Source organism: Erysipelatoclostridium sp. MSK.23.31 (assembly GCF_019125875.1).
Taxonomy (GTDB): domain Bacteria; phylum Bacillota_I; class Bacilli_A; order Erysipelotrichales; family Coprobacillaceae; genus Thomasclavelia; species Thomasclavelia ramosa.
The window spans coordinates 1-19,836 of record NZ_JAHOCB010000035.1 but is presented as its reverse complement, the minus strand read 5'-3'; the positions used below and the strand labels follow the sequence as shown (position 1 = coordinate 19,836).

20 protein-coding genes are annotated in these 19,836 nt (G+C 33.9%); 18 read left to right on the top strand and 2 right to left on the bottom strand.

Going from position 1 to position 19,836, the window contains the following annotated elements; genetic code table 11:
• The 16 genes from KSU54_RS13965 to KSU54_RS13890 all read left to right on the top strand — a co-directional run bounded on the left by KSU54_RS13965 (nucleotide 1) and on the right by KSU54_RS13890 (nucleotide 14,861).
• Entirely contained in the window at nucleotides 1–1,353 is a 1,353-nt protein-coding gene (locus KSU54_RS13965; protein WP_003538995.1) for an acetyl-CoA carboxylase biotin carboxylase subunit, read from the top strand.
• Nucleotides 1,354–1,356: 3 nt separating this feature from the next.
• A complete protein-coding gene (gene accD, locus KSU54_RS13960; RefSeq protein ID WP_003538994.1) occupies nucleotides 1,357–2,229 on the top strand; it encodes an acetyl-CoA carboxylase, carboxyltransferase subunit beta in 873 nt (290 codons plus the stop codon).
• The gene (locus KSU54_RS13955; protein WP_003538991.1) at nucleotides 2,229–3,179 is read left to right on the top strand and encodes an acetyl-CoA carboxylase carboxyltransferase subunit alpha; all 951 of its coding nucleotides are present in this window, start codon (nucleotides 2,229–2,231) and stop codon (nucleotides 3,177–3,179) included. The genes accD and KSU54_RS13955 overlap by 1 nt, the downstream gene beginning before the upstream one ends.
• Nucleotides 3,172–3,633: a MarR family winged helix-turn-helix transcriptional regulator gene (locus KSU54_RS13950; protein WP_003538989.1), complete on the top strand. Its 462-nt coding sequence runs from the start codon at nucleotides 3,172–3,174 to the stop codon at nucleotides 3,631–3,633. Before KSU54_RS13955 ends, KSU54_RS13950 begins: the two co-directional genes overlap by 8 nt.
• 8 nt (nucleotides 3,634–3,641) lie before the next feature.
• On the top strand, nucleotides 3,642–4,583 hold the full coding sequence (locus KSU54_RS13945; protein WP_009008649.1) for a beta-ketoacyl-ACP synthase III: 942 nt from the start codon (nucleotides 3,642–3,644) through the stop codon (nucleotides 4,581–4,583).
• Between the two features lie 3 nt (nucleotides 4,584–4,586).
• On the top strand, nucleotides 4,587–5,519 hold the full coding sequence (locus KSU54_RS13940) for a DUF561 domain-containing protein (protein WP_003538987.1): 933 nt from the start codon (nucleotides 4,587–4,589) through the stop codon (nucleotides 5,517–5,519).
• 2 nt (nucleotides 5,520–5,521) lie between these two features.
• Complete coding sequence (locus tag KSU54_RS13935; protein ID WP_003538986.1) at nucleotides 5,522–6,586, top strand: NAD(P)H-dependent flavin oxidoreductase; 1,065 nt, start codon at nucleotides 5,522–5,524, stop codon at nucleotides 6,584–6,586.
• Nucleotides 6,586–7,518, top strand: a complete 933-nt coding sequence (fabD, locus tag KSU54_RS13930; protein ID WP_217746658.1) for an ACP S-malonyltransferase — start codon at nucleotides 6,586–6,588, stop codon at nucleotides 7,516–7,518. Before KSU54_RS13935 ends, fabD begins: the two co-directional genes overlap by 1 nt.
• 1 nt (nucleotide 7,519) lies before the next feature.
• Nucleotides 7,520–8,272, top strand: a complete 753-nt coding sequence (gene fabG, locus KSU54_RS13925; protein ID WP_008792259.1) for a 3-oxoacyl-[acyl-carrier-protein] reductase — start codon at nucleotides 7,520–7,522, stop codon at nucleotides 8,270–8,272.
• Nucleotides 8,273–8,283: 11 nt separating this feature from the next.
• Nucleotides 8,284–9,525 carry a beta-ketoacyl-ACP synthase II gene (fabF, locus tag KSU54_RS13920; protein WP_003538983.1) on the top strand — a complete coding sequence of 414 codons (1,242 nt, stop codon included), beginning with the start codon at nucleotides 8,284–8,286 and terminating at the stop codon, nucleotides 9,523–9,525.
• A 4-nt stretch (nucleotides 9,526–9,529) separates the two neighbouring features.
• Entirely contained in the window at nucleotides 9,530–9,955 is a 426-nt protein-coding gene (fabZ, locus tag KSU54_RS13915; RefSeq protein ID WP_008792258.1) for a 3-hydroxyacyl-ACP dehydratase FabZ, read from the top strand.
• A 101-nt stretch (nucleotides 9,956–10,056) separates the two neighbouring features.
• Nucleotides 10,057–10,917 carry a DMT family transporter gene (locus KSU54_RS13910; RefSeq protein WP_003538981.1) on the top strand — a complete coding sequence of 287 codons (861 nt, stop codon included), beginning with the start codon at nucleotides 10,057–10,059 and terminating at the stop codon, nucleotides 10,915–10,917.
• A gap of 290 nt (nucleotides 10,918–11,207) precedes the next feature.
• The gene (locus tag KSU54_RS13905; RefSeq protein WP_009299496.1) at nucleotides 11,208–12,362 is read left to right on the top strand and encodes an amidohydrolase; all 1,155 of its coding nucleotides are present in this window, start codon (nucleotides 11,208–11,210) and stop codon (nucleotides 12,360–12,362) included.
• Complete coding sequence (locus tag KSU54_RS13900) at nucleotides 12,355–13,377, top strand: methionine ABC transporter ATP-binding protein (protein ID WP_008792257.1); 1,023 nt, start codon at nucleotides 12,355–12,357, stop codon at nucleotides 13,375–13,377. The genes KSU54_RS13905 and KSU54_RS13900 overlap by 8 nt, the downstream gene beginning before the upstream one ends.
• Nucleotides 13,370–14,038, top strand: coding sequence for a methionine ABC transporter permease (locus KSU54_RS13895; protein ID WP_003538978.1), 669 nt, complete (start codon nucleotides 13,370–13,372; stop codon nucleotides 14,036–14,038). Before KSU54_RS13900 ends, KSU54_RS13895 begins: the two co-directional genes overlap by 8 nt.
• A gap of 10 nt (nucleotides 14,039–14,048) precedes the next feature.
• A complete protein-coding gene (locus tag KSU54_RS13890) occupies nucleotides 14,049–14,861 on the top strand; it encodes a MetQ/NlpA family ABC transporter substrate-binding protein (RefSeq protein ID WP_008792256.1) in 813 nt (270 codons plus the stop codon).
• A gap of 333 nt (nucleotides 14,862–15,194) precedes the next feature.
• On the opposite strand, the gene KSU54_RS13885 is transcribed toward KSU54_RS13890, so the two are convergent.
• Nucleotides 15,195–15,902, bottom strand: coding sequence for an IS110 family transposase (locus KSU54_RS13885; RefSeq protein ID WP_226814522.1), 708 nt, complete (start codon nucleotides 15,900–15,902; stop codon nucleotides 15,195–15,197).
• 320 nt (nucleotides 15,903–16,222) lie between these two features.
• On the opposite strand from KSU54_RS13885, the gene KSU54_RS13880 reads away from it, so the two are divergent.
• The gene (locus KSU54_RS13880; RefSeq protein ID WP_117792664.1) at nucleotides 16,223–17,380 is read left to right on the top strand and encodes a trans-sulfuration enzyme family protein; all 1,158 of its coding nucleotides are present in this window, start codon (nucleotides 16,223–16,225) and stop codon (nucleotides 17,378–17,380) included.
• Nucleotides 17,367–18,551, top strand: coding sequence for a MalY/PatB family protein (locus tag KSU54_RS13875; protein WP_167309572.1), 1,185 nt, complete (start codon nucleotides 17,367–17,369; stop codon nucleotides 18,549–18,551). The genes KSU54_RS13880 and KSU54_RS13875 overlap by 14 nt, the downstream gene beginning before the upstream one ends.
• Before the next feature lie 740 nt (nucleotides 18,552–19,291).
• Here KSU54_RS13875 and KSU54_RS13870 read toward each other — a convergent pair.
• The coding region (locus KSU54_RS13870; RefSeq protein WP_217760792.1) for a site-specific integrase at nucleotides 19,292–19,836 on the bottom strand (545 nt) is incomplete at its 5' end.

Below are 19,836 nucleotides of genomic sequence, written 5' to 3'. Positions count from 1 at the left end.
ATGTTTAAGCGAATTTTAATTGCCAACCGTGGCGAAATCGCGGTAAGAATAATTCGAACATGCCAAGAATTAGGAATTGAAGCAGTTGCTGTTTATTCAAATGTTGATAGTACTTCATTGCATGTGCAATTGGCTGATCATGCGGTATGTATAGGTCCTGCCAAGGCAGCGGATAGTTATTTAAATATGAAAAATATTTTAAGTGTAGCGACTGCACTAGGTTGTGATGCAATTCATCCAGGATTTGGCTTTTTATCAGAAAACTCAACTTTTGCTCGTTTAGTAGAAGAATGTGGAATAACTTTTATTGGGCCTAGTGGCGATGTTATTGATATGATGGGAAATAAAAGTATGGCCCGTCAAAAAATGATTGAAGCAGGTGTGCCGGTAGTTCCTGGGAGTGATGGAAGTGTAAATACTTTACAAGAAGCTAAAGAAGTTGCAAATCAAATTGGTTATCCAGTTTTAATTAAAGCCTCAGCAGGTGGTGGTGGTCGTGGAATGCGAAAAGCCTTTAGCGAAGAAGAATTTGATGATGCTTATTTAACTGCTAAAGCAGAAGCTAAAGCATGTTTTGGTGATGATGATATGTATTTAGAAAAATTAATTTTAAATCCTAAACATATTGAATTTCAAATTTTAGCCGATAATTATGGAAATGTTATTCATTTAGGAGAACGCGATTGTTCTATTCAACGACGCAATCAGAAGATGATTGAAGAGGCACCAAGTAAAGCCTTAACGCCACTGCTCCGACAAAAAATGGGGGAAGATGCAGTTAAAGCGGCTAAAGGAGCAGGTTATCGCAATGCAGGAACGATTGAATATGTTTTAGATCAAGATGGAAATTATTATTTTATTGAAATGAATACTCGAATTCAAGTTGAGCATCCAATTACTGAAATGGTGACCGGGGTAGATTTAATTAGGGAACAGATTAGAATTGCTGCAAATCAAAAATTAACTTATAAACAAAGTGATATTCATTTAAATGGACATGCGATTGAATGCCGAATCAATGCTGAAAATCCACGTGAGGGATTCAGACCGTGTCCGGGAACTGTTAATAGTGTTCATTTACCAGGAGGTTTAGGGGTGAGAATTGATACAACTTTATATCAGGGGTATAAAGTTTCATCACATTATGATTCCATGATTGCTAAAGTTATTGTTCATGGTTCTAATCGCTTAGAAGCAATTAGAAGAATGCGTAGAGTTTTAGCTGAATTAGTTATTGACGGAATTGATACTAACCAAGAATTACAATATTTGATTTTACATACGGGAGAGTATGTAAAAGGAAATTTTGATACAAGTTTTATTGAAAATAACTTAGATAAGTTGGTGGGATAATAAATGGAAGAGTTATTTAAGGCACGAAAAGAAAAATTGAATTTATTTAAATCTATTCGTAATAAAATGCAAGATAAAAAAAGAATTGATGTACCCGATGGTTTATATACAAAGTGTGATTCTTGCGGAGAGTCGATTTTAAGTGAAGATTTGAAAGAAAGTTATTATGTTTGTCCTAAATGTGGAGCACATTTAAAGATGCGGGCATACACGCGATTAAATCTTTTGTATGATGGGGGAAAATATAAAGAATTATATAAAAGTATTAAATCAAATGATCCATTAATGTTTCCTGGTTATAAAGAAAAATTAGTAAAATTAGAAGAAACAACAAATCTTGACGAAGCGGTTGTTTGTGCTACAGGAAGAATTGATGGAAGAAAAGTTGTTGTTTGTGTGATGGATTCTCGTTTTTTAATGGGGAGTATGTCAGGTGCTGTCGGAGAAAAGATTACTAGAGCAATTGAACATGCGACAAAACGCAAATGTCCAATCATTATTTTTACAACTTCTGGGGGAGCTAGAATGCAAGAGGGAATTATTTCACTAATGCAAATGGCTAAAACTAGTGCTGCTCTAGCCAAACATCATGAAGCCGGATTGTTATATATTTCGTATATTACTCATCCTACTACTGGTGGAGTTACTGCTTCTTTTGCCATGCTTGGGGACATTATTATTGGGGAACCTAAAGCATTAATCGGATTTGCGGGACCAAGAGTAATTGAATCAACAATTAAACAAAAATTACCCGAAGGTTTTCAAAGAACCGAGTTTATGCAAGATCAAGGATTTATTGATATGATCGTAGAACGTTCTAAAATGCGTGAAACGATTATCAAATTATTAAAAATGCATAGCAGGGGGGCGCAATAATGTCACTGCAAGAAAAAGAAATAAAAATTAAAGAAATAGAATTAGAGTTATTAAAATTAAAGGATGACCAAGAGATTGACCACACTTTACAAATTCAAGATTTAGAAAATACAAAAGCAAAAATTGAAGCTGAAGCATATCAGGATATTAGTGCTTATGATCGAGTTTATCTTGCTCGTAAAGCTGACCGTCCTAATGTCCGTGAATATATTGATAATTTATTTGATGATTTTATTGAATTACATGGGGACCGTCTTTACAAAGATGATGGTTCAATTGTCGGGGGATTAGCAATGTTTAATAATATTCCCTGTACTGTAATTGGACATTTAAAAGGACGAACTTTAGAGGAAAATCTACACTGTAATTTTGGAATGTCTTCACCAGAAGGGTATCGTAAAGCGATGCGTTTGATGAAACAGGCGGAAAAATTTAATCGACCAATTGTTACATTTGTAGATACACCAGGTGCTTATCCGGGTTTAAAAGCTGAAAAACATGGAATCGGTGAAGCAATTGCGCGTAATCTAATGGAAATGTCACAGCTGACGGTGCCTATTATTGTGATTGTAATCGGTGAAGGCGGCAGTGGTGGAGCTTTGGCACTAAGTGTTGGAGATCGTATGGTAATGCTTGAAAATAGTGTTTATTCGGTTTTATCACCAGAAGGCTTTGCATCAATCTTATGGAAAGATAAAGATGGTTCAAGAGTTCATGAAGCTGCAGAGCTAATGAAATTGACTGCAAATGATTTATATGAAATGAAGATCATTGATAAGATCATCAAAGAACCTCGAGGTGGAATTACAAAGAACCGCGAATATGTATACAAACGTTTAAGAATCTATCTTCGAAATACTCTTGAAGAATTGATGAAATTATCAAAAACATCATTAGTAAATAAACGTTACAATAAATTTAGAGAAATGGGTCGAATTACGAATGACTAATCGCGATATTTTAAATCGAGAATTAATTAATCAACTGTTTGTAAGACTGTTTAATCAAATTTTGGATATTGAAACCCAATATATGGTAGGACATGGAGTGGAAGATTTAAGTTTATCAGAACTGCATATTATCGATGCAATCAGTTCGCTTTCAAATCCCACGATGTCAACAATTGCTTCTCAGGCGACTTTAACTAATGGAACAATTACGACAGCAATAAAAAAGCTCGAAGCTAAGGGATACGTAAAACGTCGTAAAGATGATAATGATCGACGCATTATTCGTGTAGAGCTGACAGCTAAAGGCAATCGTGTTTGCAAAGTACATCGAGACTTTCACGAAGAGATGGTAAGTCGTGTCTGTGAAGATAGTCATGTTCTTGATGATGAGTTATTGATTAAATCATTACAACAGTTATTGTATTTCTTTGAAGATATCAAAGAAAAATATTAGGAGATTATATGAGTGGATTAAAAATATTATCAACTGGTTATTATGCACCACAAAAAGTACTTGATAATTTCGACCTTGAAAAAGTGGTTGAAACATCAGATGAGTGGATCGTCTCTAGAACCGGGATAAAAAGAAGACATATTGCTGAAAATGAAAGTTGCGTAGAACTTGGGTATCAAGCAGCTTTAAAGGCAGTTGAAAAAATAGATAAAAGTAAGATTGGATTGATTATCTGTGCAACAATGACACCCGATTATTTTACTCCCAGCACTGCTTGTTTGATTCAAGAAAGATTAGGTTTGAATGATCAAGAAGTAATGTGCTTTGATTTAAATGCTGCTTGTAGCGGCTTTGTGTATGCCTTAACGGTAGCCCAGGCATTATTACAAAACATGGAAGAGAAATATGCTTTAGTCATTGGAAGTGAAGAAATTTCCAAAATAATGGATTTCAAAGATCGCAATACTTGTGTTTTGTTTGGTGATGGGGCTGGAGCCCTTGTAGTTGGAAATGGTGATGGTATTTTTGCTAGCTACAGTAATTCAGCGGGAAATTTAGAAGCATTAAAGGCCCCGGCAATCAGTAAATCTAATCAGGATCATTATTTAACGATGGCTGGGCAGGAAGTGTTTAAGTTTGCAATAAAAGTAATTCCTGAAAGTATTAATGCAATCTTAGAAAAAACAAATTTAACTCTTGATGAGATTGATTACGTTGTCTGTCATCAAGCAAATTATCGAATTATTAAAAATGTATATAAGAAGATGAAGTCTTCAGAAGATAAGTTTTATATGAATTTGCAGGAATATGGGAATACATCAGCAGCTAGCATTCCTTTGGCTTTAGGTGAAATGAATGAAAAAGGAATGTTAAGACCAGGTGACAAAATTATTTGTGTTGGTTTTGGGGGTGGTCTTACTTGGGGCGCAACATTAATGGAATGGAGTTAGAAGATGAAATTAAATAAATTATTAAATATTGAATATCCTTTGATTCAAGGAGGAATGGCAAATATCGCTACCGGTGAATTTGCAGCTAGTGTATCTAATGCTGGCGCACTTGGTTTAATTGGTGCCGGTGGAATGGACACTGCTACATTAAAAAAGAATATTGAAATTTGCCGTAATTTAACTGATAAACCTTTTGGTGTCAATATCATGTTGATTAATCCTTGTGCTGATGAGATGGCACAATTAGTAATTGATGAAAAAGTGCCGGTCGTAACAACTGGAGCAGGAAATCCTGGTAAATATGTTGCTGCATGGAAAGCAGCAGGAATTAAAGTATTGCCAGTTGTTCCAAGTGTAGCTTTAGCAAAGCGCCTTGAAAAATATAACGTTGATGCAATTATTGTTGAAGGAACTGAGGCAGGTGGTCATATAGGTGAATTAACTACAATGGCATTAGTACCTCAAGTAGTTGAAGCAGTTAGTGTTCCTGTTATAGCAGCTGGGGGAATTGCGAGTGGAAAACAGGTATTGGCAGCGTATGCTCTAGGGGCTTGTGGAGTACAGGTAGGAACTTGTCTGCTTGCAAGCGAAGAGTGTCCGATTCATGAAAATTATAAACAAGCTGTAATCAAAGCTAAAGATACAAGCACTACAGTAACTGGAAGAATCGCAGGAACACCAGTACGGGTAATAAAAAATAAAATGGCTAAAGAGTATGTTAAGCGTGAAAAAGAAGGTGCTGACATGATGGAACTTGAAAAATATACATTAGGTTCACTACGTAGAGCAGTTTTAGAAGGTGACGCCGATACCGGTTCATTAATGGCTGGCCAAGTAGTCGGAATGATCAATGAAATTAGACCTCTAAAAGTAATTATTAAAGAATTATTTGATGATTGTGATAAGGCATTTAAGAAATTAGAAAGCGAGTTTTAATTATGAAAAAGGTAAATATCGGAGATATGACTCTTGATGTACCAATCATACAAGGTGGCATGGGAGTTGGTATTTCACTTGGAAATTTGGCTGGAAATGTTGCTTTAAATGGTGGTATGGGTGTTATTTCAACTGCTCATCCTGGTTATCGTGCTGATGATTTTGAAAAAAATCCGCTAGAAGCTAATAAACGTGAGCTAGCTAATGAAATAAAGAAAGCTAAAGAGATTGCTAAAGGTAAAGGGATGGTTGCAATTAATGCAATGGTCGCAATTACTGACTATGCAGCTTTAGTTGAAGTAGCTGTAAAAAGTAAAATAGATGCAATTATTTCGGGTGCTGGATTACCTATGAACTTACCAAGTTTTGTTCAAGGAACAAAAGTTAAAATTGCCCCAATTGTATCAAGTGGTAAAGCCGCTAAATTGATTTGTAAAACTTGGGATCGTAAATTTAAGGTAGCTCCAGACTTTGTTGTCATTGAAGGAAGTGAAGCTGGTGGTCATCTAGGCTTTCATAAAGAAGATGTGTTAAATAAAACAACGGCTAAATTAGTAGATATTTTTAAAGAAGTAAAAGAGACTGTTCAACCATTTGTTGAAAAATATCAAAAGGATATTCCTATTTTTGTAGCTGGTGGTGTTTATGATAGTGAGGATATTCAAAAGTATTTAGATTTAGGTGCTGATGGTGTTCAAATGGCAACACGGTTTATTTGTACTGAGGAATGTGATGCAGATATTAAATATAAACAAGCATTTATAAATGCTAAAAAAGGAGATATCGAGATTGTTAAATCACCAGTTGGAATGCCGGGAAGAGCCATCATGACGAAGTTGACAAAAAGACTTAAACAAGATGAAAGGATTCCAGTAAAACGCTGTTATAATTGCTTAATTCCTTGTGATGTTAAAACTACGCCTTATTGTATTAGTGGTGCATTGATCAATGCTGCTAAAGGTAATTTGGATGAGGGATTAGTATTTAGTGGAAGCAATGGATATCGTAATGATAAAATTATTTCAGTAAAAGAATTAATGGATGAATTAAAGAGAGGACTAAAATAATGGGTAAGATTGGATTTGTATATGCTGGTCAAGGTAGTCAGGTAGTTGGAATGGGTCAATCATTCTATGATAACTATCAAATTGCTAAAGATGTTTTTGATAACATTGACTTAGATATTGATGTAAAGAAATTATGCTTTGAAGGTCCCCTTGAAGAACTTTCTTTAACAAGAAATACACAACCATGTATGGTTGCTGTTGCTGTAGTAGTAACTAAGCTATTAAAAGAAAATGGAATTGCTCCAGATTATGTAGCAGGATTAAGTCTTGGTGAATATTCAGCTTTAAATGCAGCAGGTGTTTTAGATGATCAAACAGCAATTAATTTAGTACGTTTCCGTGGTCAAGCGATGGAAAGAGCGGCAGCAGGAATTGAAAGCAAAATGATTGCAATTATTGGCTTAGATCGCGAATTATTAAATGAAGCAGTTAAAGAAGCTAGGGCTTTGGGAGTTGTTTCAATTGCTAACTATAATTGTCCAGGACAATTAGTAATTGGTGGTGAGGCTGAGGCAGTTACTAAGGCTAGCGAATTAGCATTAGAAAAAGGTGCTCGTCGGGCAATTCCTTTAAATACAAGTGGACCTTTCCATACAGAATTATTAGCACCAGCTAGTAATGAACTTAAAGAAAAGTTTGTAAGTGTTAATTTTAATGAAATGCAAGTTCCTGTAATATTCAATAGTTCGGCTAAAGAACTTGAGTCTGGAGTTAGTATTGCTCAAATGTTAGAGAAGCAAGTAATGTCTTCAGTATATTTTGAAAATAGTATTCGTTATATGTTAGAAAACGGGGTTGATACAATTATTGAAATCGGTCCTGGTAAAGTTTTAAGTGGATTTATTCGTAAGATTGATAAGACAATTAAAACTTATCAAGTTGAAGATCAAGCATCATTAGAAAAAACATTAGCGGGATTAAAAGGAGAATAAGATGAAATTAAAAGATAAAGTAGTTTTAGTAACTGGTGGAGCCCAAGGAATTGGTAAAGAAATTTGTTTAACTTGTGCTCGTGAAGGTGCTAAGATCATTGTAAATTATGTTAATTTTGGTGATAATAAAAAAATTGCTGAAGCAACTAAATCAGAATTAGAAGCAATCGGTGCGACTGTTATGTTAGCTCAAGCTAATGTTGCTTCGTTTGAAGAAACAGAAACAATGTTTAAAGAAATCATTAAAGAATTTGGTCGAATCGATGTTCTTGTAAATAATGCTGGAATTACTAAAGATGGATTGTTGATGCGAATGAAAGAGAATGATTTTGATGCAGTTATTGATGTTAATTTAAAAGGAACATGGAATTGTATGAAACATGCGACTAAAATTATGATGAAACAACGTTATGGTCGTATTATTTCAATGTCATCAGTAGTTGGGGTAATGGGAAATGCTGGTCAAGTAAATTATTCAGCAAGTAAAGCTGGAATTATTGGAATGACAATGTCATTAGCGCGCGAAGTTGGTAGTCGGGGAATTACTGTGAATGCGGTAGCACCAGGTTTTATTCAAACTGCAATGACTGATGTTTTACCTGAAGATATTAAAGAAAGTATGGCTAAACAAATTCCTTTAGGAACTTTTGGACAAGTAAGTGATATCGCTAATACGGTAGTATTTTTAGCAAGTGATGATGCTAGATACATTACTGGTCAAACTATCCATGTTGATGGCGGAATGGCAATGTAAGGAGAGAGACAATGGAAAGAAGAAGAGTTGTAGTAACAGGGCTTGGAGCAATTAATGCAATTGGTCATAATGTTGAAGAAACTTGGAAAAGTATTAAAGAAGGTGTTTGTGGAATTGACGAAATCACAAACTATGATAAAGAATTAACAAAAGTAAAAATTGCAGGTGAAGTAAAAAATTTTAATGCTGCTGATTATTTAGATAAAAAAGCAGTTCGAAAAATGGATCGCTTTACTCAATTTGGTGTAATTGCTGCTAAAGAGGCTTTTAAGGATGCTGGTTTAAAGATTGAAGAGATTGATGCTGACCGTTTTGGTGTAGTTGTGTCAAGCGGAATTGGAGGGCTTGCAACAATTGAGAAAGATCATACTAAGGGGTTAGAAAAAGGTTATGATCGTGTTTCGCCATTCTTTGTGCCAATGTCAATTACAAATTTGGCAGCGGGAAATATTGCAATTGAATTAGGGGCAAAAGGATTATGTACTTGTCCGGTCACAGCTTGCGCTGGTGGAACTAATGCGATTGGTGATGCGTTTAGAAATATCCGTGATGGTTATCAAGAAATTATGGTTGCTGGTGGGGCAGAAGCTAGTATTACTCCACTTGGTATTGGAGGCTTTTCATCAATGAAAGCTCTTTGTGATAATAATGATCCGAAACGGGCGTCAATTCCTTTTGACGAGGAACGTTGTGGATTTGTTATGGGTGAGGGTGCTGGAATTGTTGTACTTGAAGAATTAGAACATGCTAAAGCTCGTGGCGCTCATATCTATTGTGAAATGGTCGGATATGGTGTCAGTTGTGATGCTCATCATATTACTGCACCTTTAGAAGATGGCTCTGGTGGGGCTAAAGCGATGATCAATGCAATCAAGGATGCTGGTTTAGTAGCTGAAGACGTAACTTATATTAATGCACATGGAACTAGTACCCCTTTAAATGATAAAGGTGAAACAATGGCAATTAAATCTGCTTTAGGTGAAGCTGCTAAAAAGGTTGCTATTTCTTCGACGAAAGGAAATACGGGGCATTGTTTAGGTGCTGCCGGGGGAATCGAGGGGGTAATTTGTGTTAAAGCAATCGAAGAGGGATTTATTCCAGCTACGATTAATTATCAAAAACCAGATCCATTATGTGATTTAGATATCGTTCCAAATACTGGTAGAAATCAAGATGTTAATGTAGCTATGTCAAATTCATTAGGATTTGGTGGTCATAATGCGACTATCATCTTTAAGAAATATGGAGAATAAGAAAATGGAACTAAATAGTAATCAAATTCAAGAAATCAATCCGCACCGTTATCCTTTTGCTTTAGTAGATCGAATTACTGATTACCAGCCTGGACAGTGGGCAAAAGGAATTAAATGTGTCAGTGTTAATGAAATGCATTTTTGTGGTCATTTTCCTGAGCATCATGTTATGCCAGGAGTATTGATTGTTGAGGCATTAGCTCAAGTTGGGTGTATTGCAATTCTTTCTAAAGAAGAAAATAAAGGTAAAATTGCTTTCTTTGGGGGCATTAATAAGTGTAAGTTTAAAGGTCAAGTAACGCCTGGTGATGTTTTAGAAATGGAATGTACTCTAACTAAACAAAAAGGACCAATTGGAATTGGTGATGCTGTTGCTAAGGTAAATGGTAAGGTAGTTTGTAAAGCTGAACTTATATTTGCTGTTCAATAATAATTAATTGGATAACGAAAGTTATCCTTTTTTGTTGTAAATCATATTAATTGACGTAATGGTTATAATAGATATAATCATTATAGTATCTGGAGGTGCTTATGAATAATATCCGTAAAGGGATGATGTGTATAATTTTAGCCGCTTTCTTTTTTGCAGCAATGAATGTATTTGTAAAATTAGCTGGCGATTTACCATCAATTCAAAAAAGTTTTTTTAGAAATTTGGTAGCTGCTTTATTTGCTTTTTTTATCCTATTAAAAAGTAAACAGGGATTTACATATAAACAAAAAGATTTACCGATGCTTTTATTACGCTCAGTCTTTGGAACGTTGGGAATTCTTTGTAATTTTTATGCAGTTGATCATCTTTTAGTTAGTGATGCTTCGATGCTTAATAAATTATCACCATTTTTTGTAATTATTTGTTCCTCTTTGTTTTTAAAAGAAAAAGCGACAAGAATACAAAAAATATCAATTATCGTAGCTTTCATTGGAAGCTTGTTTGTAATCAAACCATCTTTTAATCTTTTAAATAATGTGGATTCAATTATTGGTGTTTTGGGGGCATTAGGAGCAGGAATAGCTTATACTTGTGTGCGGAAGCTAGGTAAGCAGGGGGTAAATGGTGCAAAAATTGTATTTTTCTTTTCATGCTTTTCTTGTCTCAGTGTGTTACCATATTTAATAATTAATTATCAGCCGATGAGTTTAGAACAGTTTTTAATCTTACTAGGTGCAGGGTTAATGGCAGCTGGTGGTCAATTTGCAATTACTGCGGCGTATAATAATGCAGCTGGCAAGGATATTTCAATCTATGATTATAGTCAAATATTATTTGCAGCGATATTAGGATTTATTTTCTTAAATCAAATTCCTGATATATGGAGCATAGTTGGATATATCATTATTATTGGTGCTGCTTTAGGAGTTTATTTATATCAACGAAGAATAGCTAATTAGCTATTTTTTTTTATGCAAACATATTGACATTTATTTTTTTGCTTGACGGAGTATTTATAGTGTGTTAAGATACTTTACATAGCAAACCTATCGATATAGTAGGAAAAGAAGAGGAGCGAACGATGATGTTAAAAAGCAGAAGAGATATGATGTATATGTGTATGTGCAGCTGTATACAAAAGTATAGGGTACATTTTCGTGTATGCAAATATTCTTAATACTATATTAAATGGGGTAGTGGGATGTTTACATAAACATCCCACTTTTGTTATTAAAAAGGGGGAATTAGAATGGAAGACGACACTTTACAAAAAGAATTAGAATATCAATTTGAGTGGTTTCATCGTAATCCGGAATTATCTTATGAGGAATATGAAACTACTAAAAGAATTAAAACATTATTACAAGAGCATGATATTGAAGTTTTAGATTTACCATTAAAAACTGGATTAGTTGCAGTTATTAGAGGTGGATACCCTGGTAAAGTAATTGCTTTACGAAGTGATATTGATGCTTTACCAGTTAATGAGGAAACGACATTAAGCTATAAGTCAGAGATTGAAGGAAAGATGCATGCTTGTGGTCATGATTTTCATTTAACAACGATTTATGGTGTTGCTTTATTGTTAAATGAAAATGCTGCTCAATTACATGGAACAGTAAAATTATTATTTCAACCGGCTGAAGAGTCTTCATTAGGAGCTCTAAAAATTATTGAGACAGGGGTTTTAGATGATGTTAATGCAATTTTTGGAATTCATAGTACTTCGCAGTTTGAAGTGGGAACAATTGGAATTAAAGCGGGGACAATTTCAGCTGCTGTTGATCGATTTAAAATTAATTTGAAGGGCTTTGGAAGCCATGCAGCCCATCCACAAATGGCTAAAGATCCAATCGTTGCAGCTGCTGCATTAGTTAACAGCTTACAAACGATCGTTAGTCGAAATATGGATCCTTTTAATAGTAGTGTTTTAAGTATTACACATCTTCAAGCAGGGAATACGTGGAATGTTATTCCTGAACAAGCCTTAATTGAAGGGACTGTTAGAACGCTGACTAGCGAGGAGAGGGAGCTGTTTGGAAAACGATTAAAGGAAATAACTTATGGGATTAGCCAAGCCTATGATCTTGATACAGAAATTGAGTGGATAGCGGGGCCTCCTGCAACCGTCAATGATGAGGAATGGAGTAATTTTGCTAAAGCAATTGCTCAAGCAGAAAAAATTGCTATAGGGATACCCGAAGCAACTTTAGGAGGCGAAGATTTTGCATTTTATCTTGAAAAAATCAGGGGAGCATTTATTAAAATCGGAACCGGAAAGACCTATCCTAATCATCATCCGAAGTTTAAGGTAAATCCTGCAGCTTTATCGTTAGCTGCAAAATATCTTAGCCAATTGGCGAAACAGGCTCTTTTAAAATTGGAGGCAGATGAGAATGATTAAAATTGAACACGTAAATAAGACTTTTACAACTAAAAGTGGTGAAGTTCCAGCATTGCAAGATGTCTCTCTAGAAGTAGAAGCGGGTGATATTTACGGTGTAATCGGTTATTCTGGGGCTGGTAAATCAACGTTATTACGAATGGTAAATTTATTGGAACGTCCTGAAAATGGGGCAATCTATATTAATAATCAAAATATTATAGATTTAAAAGAACGAGAATTAAATATTTTACGAAAAGATATAGGTATGATTTTTCAACAGTTTAATTTATTAGAATCACAAACAGTCTATCAAAACATTGCTATCCCATTGATTCTTTCAAAACTGGATAAAAAAGCTATTGAAGTAAGAGTTAAACAATTATTATCTTTTGTGGAATTGGAAGATAAGCGTGATACTTATGTATCACAACTGTCTGGGGGTCAAAAACAAAGAATTGGTATTGCTAGAGCATTAGCTACAGAACCTAAGATTTTACTCTGTGATGAGGCAACTAGTGCTTTAGATCCACAGACAACAGAAGCAATTTTATTGCTGCTTAAAAAAATTAATTGTGAACTTGGGATAACAATTTTGTTAATAACTCATGAGATGAATGTAATCAAGAAAATTTGTAATAAAGTAGCGGTAATGAAATCTGGTAAAATCATTGAGAAAGGTGATACTTTAGAGGTTTTTAGTAATCCACAACAAGAAATGACAAAGAGATTTGTTGAAACAGTTATTAGCAATGTAATTCCAACCACACTTTTAAAAGAATTAGATTATCGGTATCCGGTTTTAAAACTTACTTTTTTTGGTGAAAGTACAAAGCATGATGTAATTTCTAAAATTAATAAGCATTTTAAAATTACAACAACAATTTTATTTGCTTCAGTTAATGAAGTAGGAGAAGAGATTTTAGGAATTTTAACAATTCAGTTAAAAGGTGAACAGGATGAAGTTATTCGAGCGATAAATTATATTCAAAAACAAGATGTGAAGATAGAGAGGGTGGAATTGAATTATGATTGAAAATTATTTAAATATACCTGCTGATAAATTACTTGAAGCGGCAGGCCAGACAATTTATATGTTGGGAATATCATTATTTTTTGGAACCTTGATAGGAATACCGCTAGGCTTACTTTTAGTCCTTACTAGAAAAAATGGAGTTAAAGCCAATCATACAATTCATTTTCTTGTGAGTGGGTTAGTAAATATTGTTAGATCTGTGCCATTTGTAATCTTATTAGTATTTATTGCTCCGCTAACAAAAGTGCTGGTTGGAACAAGAATAGGAACAAAGGCTGCAATTGTTCCATTAGTATTTTATATTGCACCATATTTGGCTCGTTTGATAGAAAGTTCTATATTAGAAGTTCAACCGGGAATTTTAGAAGCTGCTAAAGCAATGGGGGCAAATACTTTGGAAATCATTCGTTATTTTTTATTACCAGAGGCGAAAGCTTCGTTAGTTTTAGCACTTACTACTGGAACGATCGGTTTATTGGGGGCAACTGCTATGGCTGGAACAATCGGCGGCGGTGGTGTTGGTGATTTAGCATTAACTTATGGTTATCAGCGTTTTAATAATACTCTAATGTTTGTTACCGTAATCATTTTAATTATCTTTGTACAATTAATTCAAACATTGGGAAATCATTTATCTAAAAAAATTAGAACACATGAATAGGGGAAGAAAAATGAAAAAGAGAATATTGAGTTTATTATTAGTGATGGTTTTTGTTTTGGCCGGATGCCAAAGTAGTAGTGATAAAAGTGAAGATAAGACAACAATTATCTATGGTAAGGCAGCGGGGCCATATACAGTCTTATTTGAAGATGCCATTATTCCAATTTTGAAAAAAGAAGGTTATCAATTTAAATGCATCGAATTTTCAGATTTATTGCAAAATGATACAGCCTTAAATGAAGGCGAGATAGATGTCAATGTTGAGCAGCATACAGCTTACATGAAAAATTTTAATGAATCACAAGATGGTGATTTAGTAGCTTTGACAGCAATTCCAACTGTACCTGCAGGAATTTTCTCAAATACTCATAAAAGCTTAGAGGAAATTAAAAAGGGCGCTAAGATTGCTGTACCAAACGATGCTTCAAATACATCTAGAGCATATGTTTTATTACAAAAAGCAAAGTATATTACTTTAGATCCAGATGTGGATATTAGTTCCGTGACAAAAGATGATATTATTAAAAATCCTTATGAAATAGAGTTTACAGAAATGGATTCAACAATGATTCCTCAAGCTTTAGATGAGTTTGATTATGCTGTAATCACCGGCAGCATAGTTTATAATGCAGGAATTGATGCTTCGAGTGCGTTATTACAGGAGGATGTTTTAGAACATTTATTGTTACAAGTAGTTGTAAAAGAAAAAAATAAAGATACAAAATGGGCTAAAGCAATTGTTGAAGCTTATCGTTCAAAAGAATTTAAAGAATATTTAGATAAAAATAATAATGGTTTATGGTATGTACCTAGCTATAATTAAAAGGGGATAAGTGTGAAAGAAATTTATAAAAAAAGCCGACCTAAAAAATTAAAAATTCATGATGAACTCGTTTGTTGAATAGAAAATAAATTGATTTGGCTTATATCAATATCCATGGATTTCAATAATTCTAATGCTTGATGAGTGGTTATCTTCTGGTTGCCTGGTTTTGGATTTTTTAATGATTCATAATCAGATGGATTGAAGTTTTCACCAGTTTTTGTCATATGGTATATAGAAATAAGAATCATTCTAGCGGTCGCTATAATAGCTTTCTTATGACCACGTCGTTTCTTAATACGATTATACTTGATTCTGAAATATGTTTCTTTTTCACTCTTGATAGCCGAAAGAGCACATTGAACAAGAAGTGGTTTCAAATACTAACCAGTTTTGAATATATTCGTCAAGATTATTCATGTGTTTTATAGTGCAGTTGATTTTGAATCTTTGGTCAGATTCAATGTGAGAATTCTGAATGGCTTGAAAAATTTGATCAGATTTCTTTGAAACAGAACCCTTGAGAATTTTCTTAAGATTGTCTTCAGTGATAATATCACTTTTGAGAATCTCATCCATGGCAGCTTTACAATTCTTTCCTAAATGATCAGTAGAGACAGAAGCTAAGGCAATATTAGAAACAGTCATACAGTTTTGATAACGATTGCGTTCAGAAGAGCGCTTATTGACAAGTTTAATGCGATAATGTGATATTTTTCTAAGTTCTCTAATGTTTTTAGGTGGAATAAAAGAGTACTTGAGAAGATCTTGTTTAAAGATGTTAGCAATCCATTTTGAATCTTTCTTATCGGTTTTCTTACTTCTAATCACCTTCACGTATTTAGGATGAGTAAGAAAAATATTGAGTTCAGATTCAAGGATATTAAAGACAGGAATCCAGTACTTACTGGTAGATTCCATGCAAACATCAAAACAGTTGTTTGATTTAAGCCAGTTTAAAAGATTCAACAAATCAGAGTTAAAAGTAGAAAACTGCTTTTGAATATAGGTCGTGACATTATTATCACCAGAAGCAGCGATGGCCGCTACAAAAAATAAAACCTCCTTTCAAAGAAAGGAGAAGTGGTACTGACTGTCATCTAGCAATATGACCAAATTGGTAATATATCAATAATAAGTGTCCAGGCTCTGAGTCCTAATTATTTGTGCTCGAAAAGATGACGGCGACTTATAATTATACAAGATATTCTAACGAGTAGAATTACCTACTCTACTTCTCGTGCTCTGTAGTATACTACCTCCCTTTCATTATAGCAGGGGGTAGTAGAGTAGAAGGAATCAGAATGTCTTTCAAGAAATATTTGTGTCCATGCGCTTAGCGTGGGGAAATGGAGAAAAGTATGAAATATGAATTTGAAACTCGTTGTATTCATCCTGCAAATTTAGAATTGAAACAGCATCCTTATGGTGCTGTTTCAATTCCAATATACCAAACAGCAATTTTTTCTCATCCTGGGATTGGGGAAAGCAGAGGGTATAACTACTCTCGTGAAAGTAATCCAACAAGAGCTTATTTAGAAGAGATTATTTCCAATTTAGAGGGCGCAGTTGATACAGTTGCTTGTTCTAGTGGAATGGCAGCAATTTCATTGGTACTAGAACTTTTTAGTAGTGGTGATCATTTGATATGTTCAAATGATTTATATGGCGGTTCAACTCGACTATTTACTTTGCAGCAAAATAAAGGTTTAAAATTCAGTTATGTTGATACAACTAATTTAAAGAGTTTTAAGCAGTATATTCGTCCTCAAACAAAAGCTGTTTTTATTGAAACGCCGAGTAACCCAACAATGCAAATAAGTGATTTAAAAAAAATTAGTACCTTGTGTCAAGCCCACAAGCTGTTACTAATTGTTGATAATACCTTCCTTTCACCATATTTTCAAAATCCATTATTATTAGGTGCTGATATTGTAATTCATAGTGCTACTAAGTTTCTAAGTGGGCATAATGATATTATTGCTGGAAGTATTTCGACTGGTGATCATAAACTAGCTAAAAGGATTAGAGAAGTTTCAAAGACAGTTGGAAATAGCTTGTCACCACTAGATTGTTATTTATTGATTCGGGGGATCAAGACGCTGGCAATCAGACAAAAATCGCAACAAGAAAATGCGCTGAAAATTTCAAACTGGTTAAATCGGCATCCGCGGGTTAGCAAAGTTTATTATCCTGGTTTAATAGAGCATCCAGGATATGAAATCAATAGAAATCAAGCCCGCGGCTTTGGCAGCATGATAGCCTTTAGTGTTGAAAATCATTTTTTAGCAAAAAAGATTTTAGAAAATGTACAATTAATTACTTATGCAGAAAGTCTTGGAGGTGTGGAGTCATTGATTACTTATCCAATGATTCAAACCCATGGTGATGTTCCAGCAGAAATTAGAGCTAAATTAGGAATTACAGATAATTTTTTGCGATTATCAGTAGGAATAGAAAATATTGATGATTTATTAGCTGATTTGAGGCAGGCTTTTGGTGATAATGATAAAATCTAATTTTGATTCAATAATAAACCGTACTGATACAAACTCCTTAAAGTATGATTTCACTAGTGAAAGAGAACGTCCTGATGATATTTTACCGTTATGGGTGGCAGATATGGATTTTATCGTTGCTCCAGAAATACAACAACGATTATATGATGTGGTAAATCATGGTATTTATGGATATAGTGATAGTAAGGATGGTTATTATCAAGCTATTTATAGTTGGTATCGGTCAAAATTTAATTACGAAATAAAAAAGGAATGGATAGTTAAGACGCCTGGTGTTGTATTTGCTTTAGCACAAGCAGTGCGGGCATTTACTAAATTGGGTGATGGAGTAATTATTCAAACACCAGTATATTATCCTTTTAAAGAAGTAATTATTGATAACGGAAGACGTGTTATAACAAATTCTTTAGTTTTAAAAAACGCTCATTATGAAATAGACTTTGATGATTTTGAAGAGAAGATTAAGAAAGAAAAAGTAAAATTGTTTATTTTATGTTCGCCACATAATCCAGTTGGTCGAGTTTGGAAAAAAGATGAGCTATTAAAATTAGGGCAAATCTGCCTTAAAAATGATGTTAAAATTATTAGTGATGAAATCCATAGTGATTTTATTTATCCGGGGCATCAGCATCATGTTTTTGCATCATTAAAGACAGAATTACAGAATATTACAATAACCTGTACGGCTCCTACTAAAACTTTTAATTTGGCCGGATTACAAATTTCAAATATTTTTATTGCCGATGAAAAATTGAGATTACAATTTAAAAAAGCTATTGCCAGTACTGGTTATAGCCAGTGTAATTTGTTTGGATTAGCAGCTTGCCAGACAGCTTATGAATCGTGTTCAAGCTGGCTTGAAGATTTAAAGCAATATTTATTTGAAAATACACGGTTTGTAGATGAATATTTGAAAGAACACATACCATTGATAAAGTTGATTATCCCGGAGGGAACTTATTTGCTTTGGCTTGATTTTAGAAGATTACAAATTTCAGATAAAGAATTAAATGATTTATTGATTGAACGTGCTCGATTATGGCTAGATAGTGGAACGATGTTTGGAAAAGAAGGAAAAGGGTTTCAAAGAATTAACATTGCTTGCCCAAGAGCATATTTAAGACAAGCTTTGAATCAATTGAAAAATGCACTTGAAGAAATTGAATATTAATATTTTAAGTATCAATTTCTTGAAATATTATTAAAGTAATTATTGGTATAGTGGTTAGTTAGGTATATGACTTGTAAAAATGATTTATTATAAAAAACAATGCTCTAACTGAAATGTAGAATAGATTTGTTTTAGTTGATTTGATAAAGATTTCTAAATCTTTGTAATAGAGATTAAAAGTATAATATATTTAGACTAAAATACTTGAAATCTAGATTTCTTTTGGAGAAACTAATTAAAGTTTAATCAGATTAAATGCTTATTTTTTTAAATATGCTATAATAGTCATATAAGGTATCACGGACCCTCTCCCATATAATTCGTGATACCTTTTATTTTGTTTAGAATATATTTTCAATAAAATAATATTGCTTAGTATTTATGGTATAAATATAGTACATTTTACTACTATCAGACTGTTCAAATATTTTCCGATAATAAAGTTCATCAAAGTTTGGATGTGTGTTGCCAGGGACTGATAAAGAATGAAATAGATCAAGAATTTGCTTTTCTAAATAATGATTTTTAGATGTATTGAATCCATGATAAAAATCCATATAGTTTTTATATATGAAATTATATATGTCTTTTTGACTATCTTTTTATATCTTCTCAAATGTCCGCAAAGCCTTATTTTATCGGCTCTACGGGCATTTTGCTTTTGTGGTAAACCTCGCATATCTAGGTCTATCTTCTTATATTTTCCCTGTCAATCGTGGTTAAAATCGTGGTAAATACTTCTATGCGATTAGACGCTGAACCTCTGATTTTGCGGTATCTATGGACGCATGAGCGTACCAGTTCATTGTGATACTGATGTTTGAATGCCCCATGATATACTGTAAATCTTTCGGGTTCATGTTCTTGCTTGCCAGCCTTGTGCAGAATGTATGGCGTAGCGTATGCGGTGTAATATGTGGCAAGGGATTGTCCTTGTGGTGCTTGTTGTATTTCTTTACCATACGGATAAATAAGGCGTTATAATCAATGGCAACTTTTGGATTACCTTTCGGATTGATAAACACAAAACCGCTGTGTCCGTCTACCTCTATCGACTTTATCTTTGGTCGGCTGTTGATAACCCGTTGAAATGCCTGTATCGTTTCTTTGCTTAATGGCACTTGCCTTATCCCGCTTTTCGTCTTAGGCGTTTCAATATAATAGCCCTGTTCCTTACTCTTTAGTAACTGGTGGTCGATAATCACAACTTCATTCTTGAAATCAATGTCGGCTACTGTCAGTCCGCACAGTTCCGAGATACGAAGTCCTGTCTTTAACAGTATCA

What these genes read in the sequence shown, in the direction of transcription:
- KSU54_RS13965 (WP_003538995.1), top strand. Translation starts at nt 1, where the DNA reads ATGTTTAAGCGAATTTTAATTGCCAACCGTGGCGAAATCGCGGTAAGA.
- accD (WP_003538994.1), top strand. Translation starts at nt 1,357, where the DNA reads ATGGAAGAGTTATTTAAGGCACGAAAAGAAAAATTGAATTTATTTAAA.
- KSU54_RS13955 (WP_003538991.1), top strand. Translation starts at nt 2,229, where the DNA reads ATGTCACTGCAAGAAAAAGAAATAAAAATTAAAGAAATAGAATTAGAG.
- KSU54_RS13950 (WP_003538989.1), top strand. Translation starts at nt 3,172, where the DNA reads ATGACTAATCGCGATATTTTAAATCGAGAATTAATTAATCAACTGTTT.
- KSU54_RS13945 (WP_009008649.1), top strand. Translation starts at nt 3,642, where the DNA reads ATGAGTGGATTAAAAATATTATCAACTGGTTATTATGCACCACAAAAA.
- KSU54_RS13940 (WP_003538987.1), top strand. Translation starts at nt 4,587, where the DNA reads ATGAAATTAAATAAATTATTAAATATTGAATATCCTTTGATTCAAGGA.
- KSU54_RS13935 (WP_003538986.1), top strand. Translation starts at nt 5,522, where the DNA reads ATGAAAAAGGTAAATATCGGAGATATGACTCTTGATGTACCAATCATA.
- fabD (WP_217746658.1), top strand. Translation starts at nt 6,586, where the DNA reads ATGGGTAAGATTGGATTTGTATATGCTGGTCAAGGTAGTCAGGTAGTT.
- fabG (WP_008792259.1), top strand. Translation starts at nt 7,520, where the DNA reads ATGAAATTAAAAGATAAAGTAGTTTTAGTAACTGGTGGAGCCCAAGGA.
- fabF (WP_003538983.1), top strand. Translation starts at nt 8,284, where the DNA reads ATGGAAAGAAGAAGAGTTGTAGTAACAGGGCTTGGAGCAATTAATGCA.
- fabZ (WP_008792258.1), top strand. Translation starts at nt 9,530, where the DNA reads ATGGAACTAAATAGTAATCAAATTCAAGAAATCAATCCGCACCGTTAT.
- KSU54_RS13910 (WP_003538981.1), top strand. Translation starts at nt 10,057, where the DNA reads ATGAATAATATCCGTAAAGGGATGATGTGTATAATTTTAGCCGCTTTC.
- KSU54_RS13905 (WP_009299496.1), top strand. Translation starts at nt 11,208, where the DNA reads ATGGAAGACGACACTTTACAAAAAGAATTAGAATATCAATTTGAGTGG.
- KSU54_RS13900 (WP_008792257.1), top strand. Translation starts at nt 12,355, where the DNA reads ATGATTAAAATTGAACACGTAAATAAGACTTTTACAACTAAAAGTGGT.
- KSU54_RS13895 (WP_003538978.1), top strand. Translation starts at nt 13,370, where the DNA reads ATGATTGAAAATTATTTAAATATACCTGCTGATAAATTACTTGAAGCG.
- KSU54_RS13890 (WP_008792256.1), top strand. Translation starts at nt 14,049, where the DNA reads ATGAAAAAGAGAATATTGAGTTTATTATTAGTGATGGTTTTTGTTTTG.
- KSU54_RS13880 (WP_117792664.1), top strand. Translation starts at nt 16,223, where the DNA reads ATGAAATATGAATTTGAAACTCGTTGTATTCATCCTGCAAATTTAGAA.
- KSU54_RS13875 (WP_167309572.1), top strand. Translation starts at nt 17,367, where the DNA reads ATGATAAAATCTAATTTTGATTCAATAATAAACCGTACTGATACAAAC.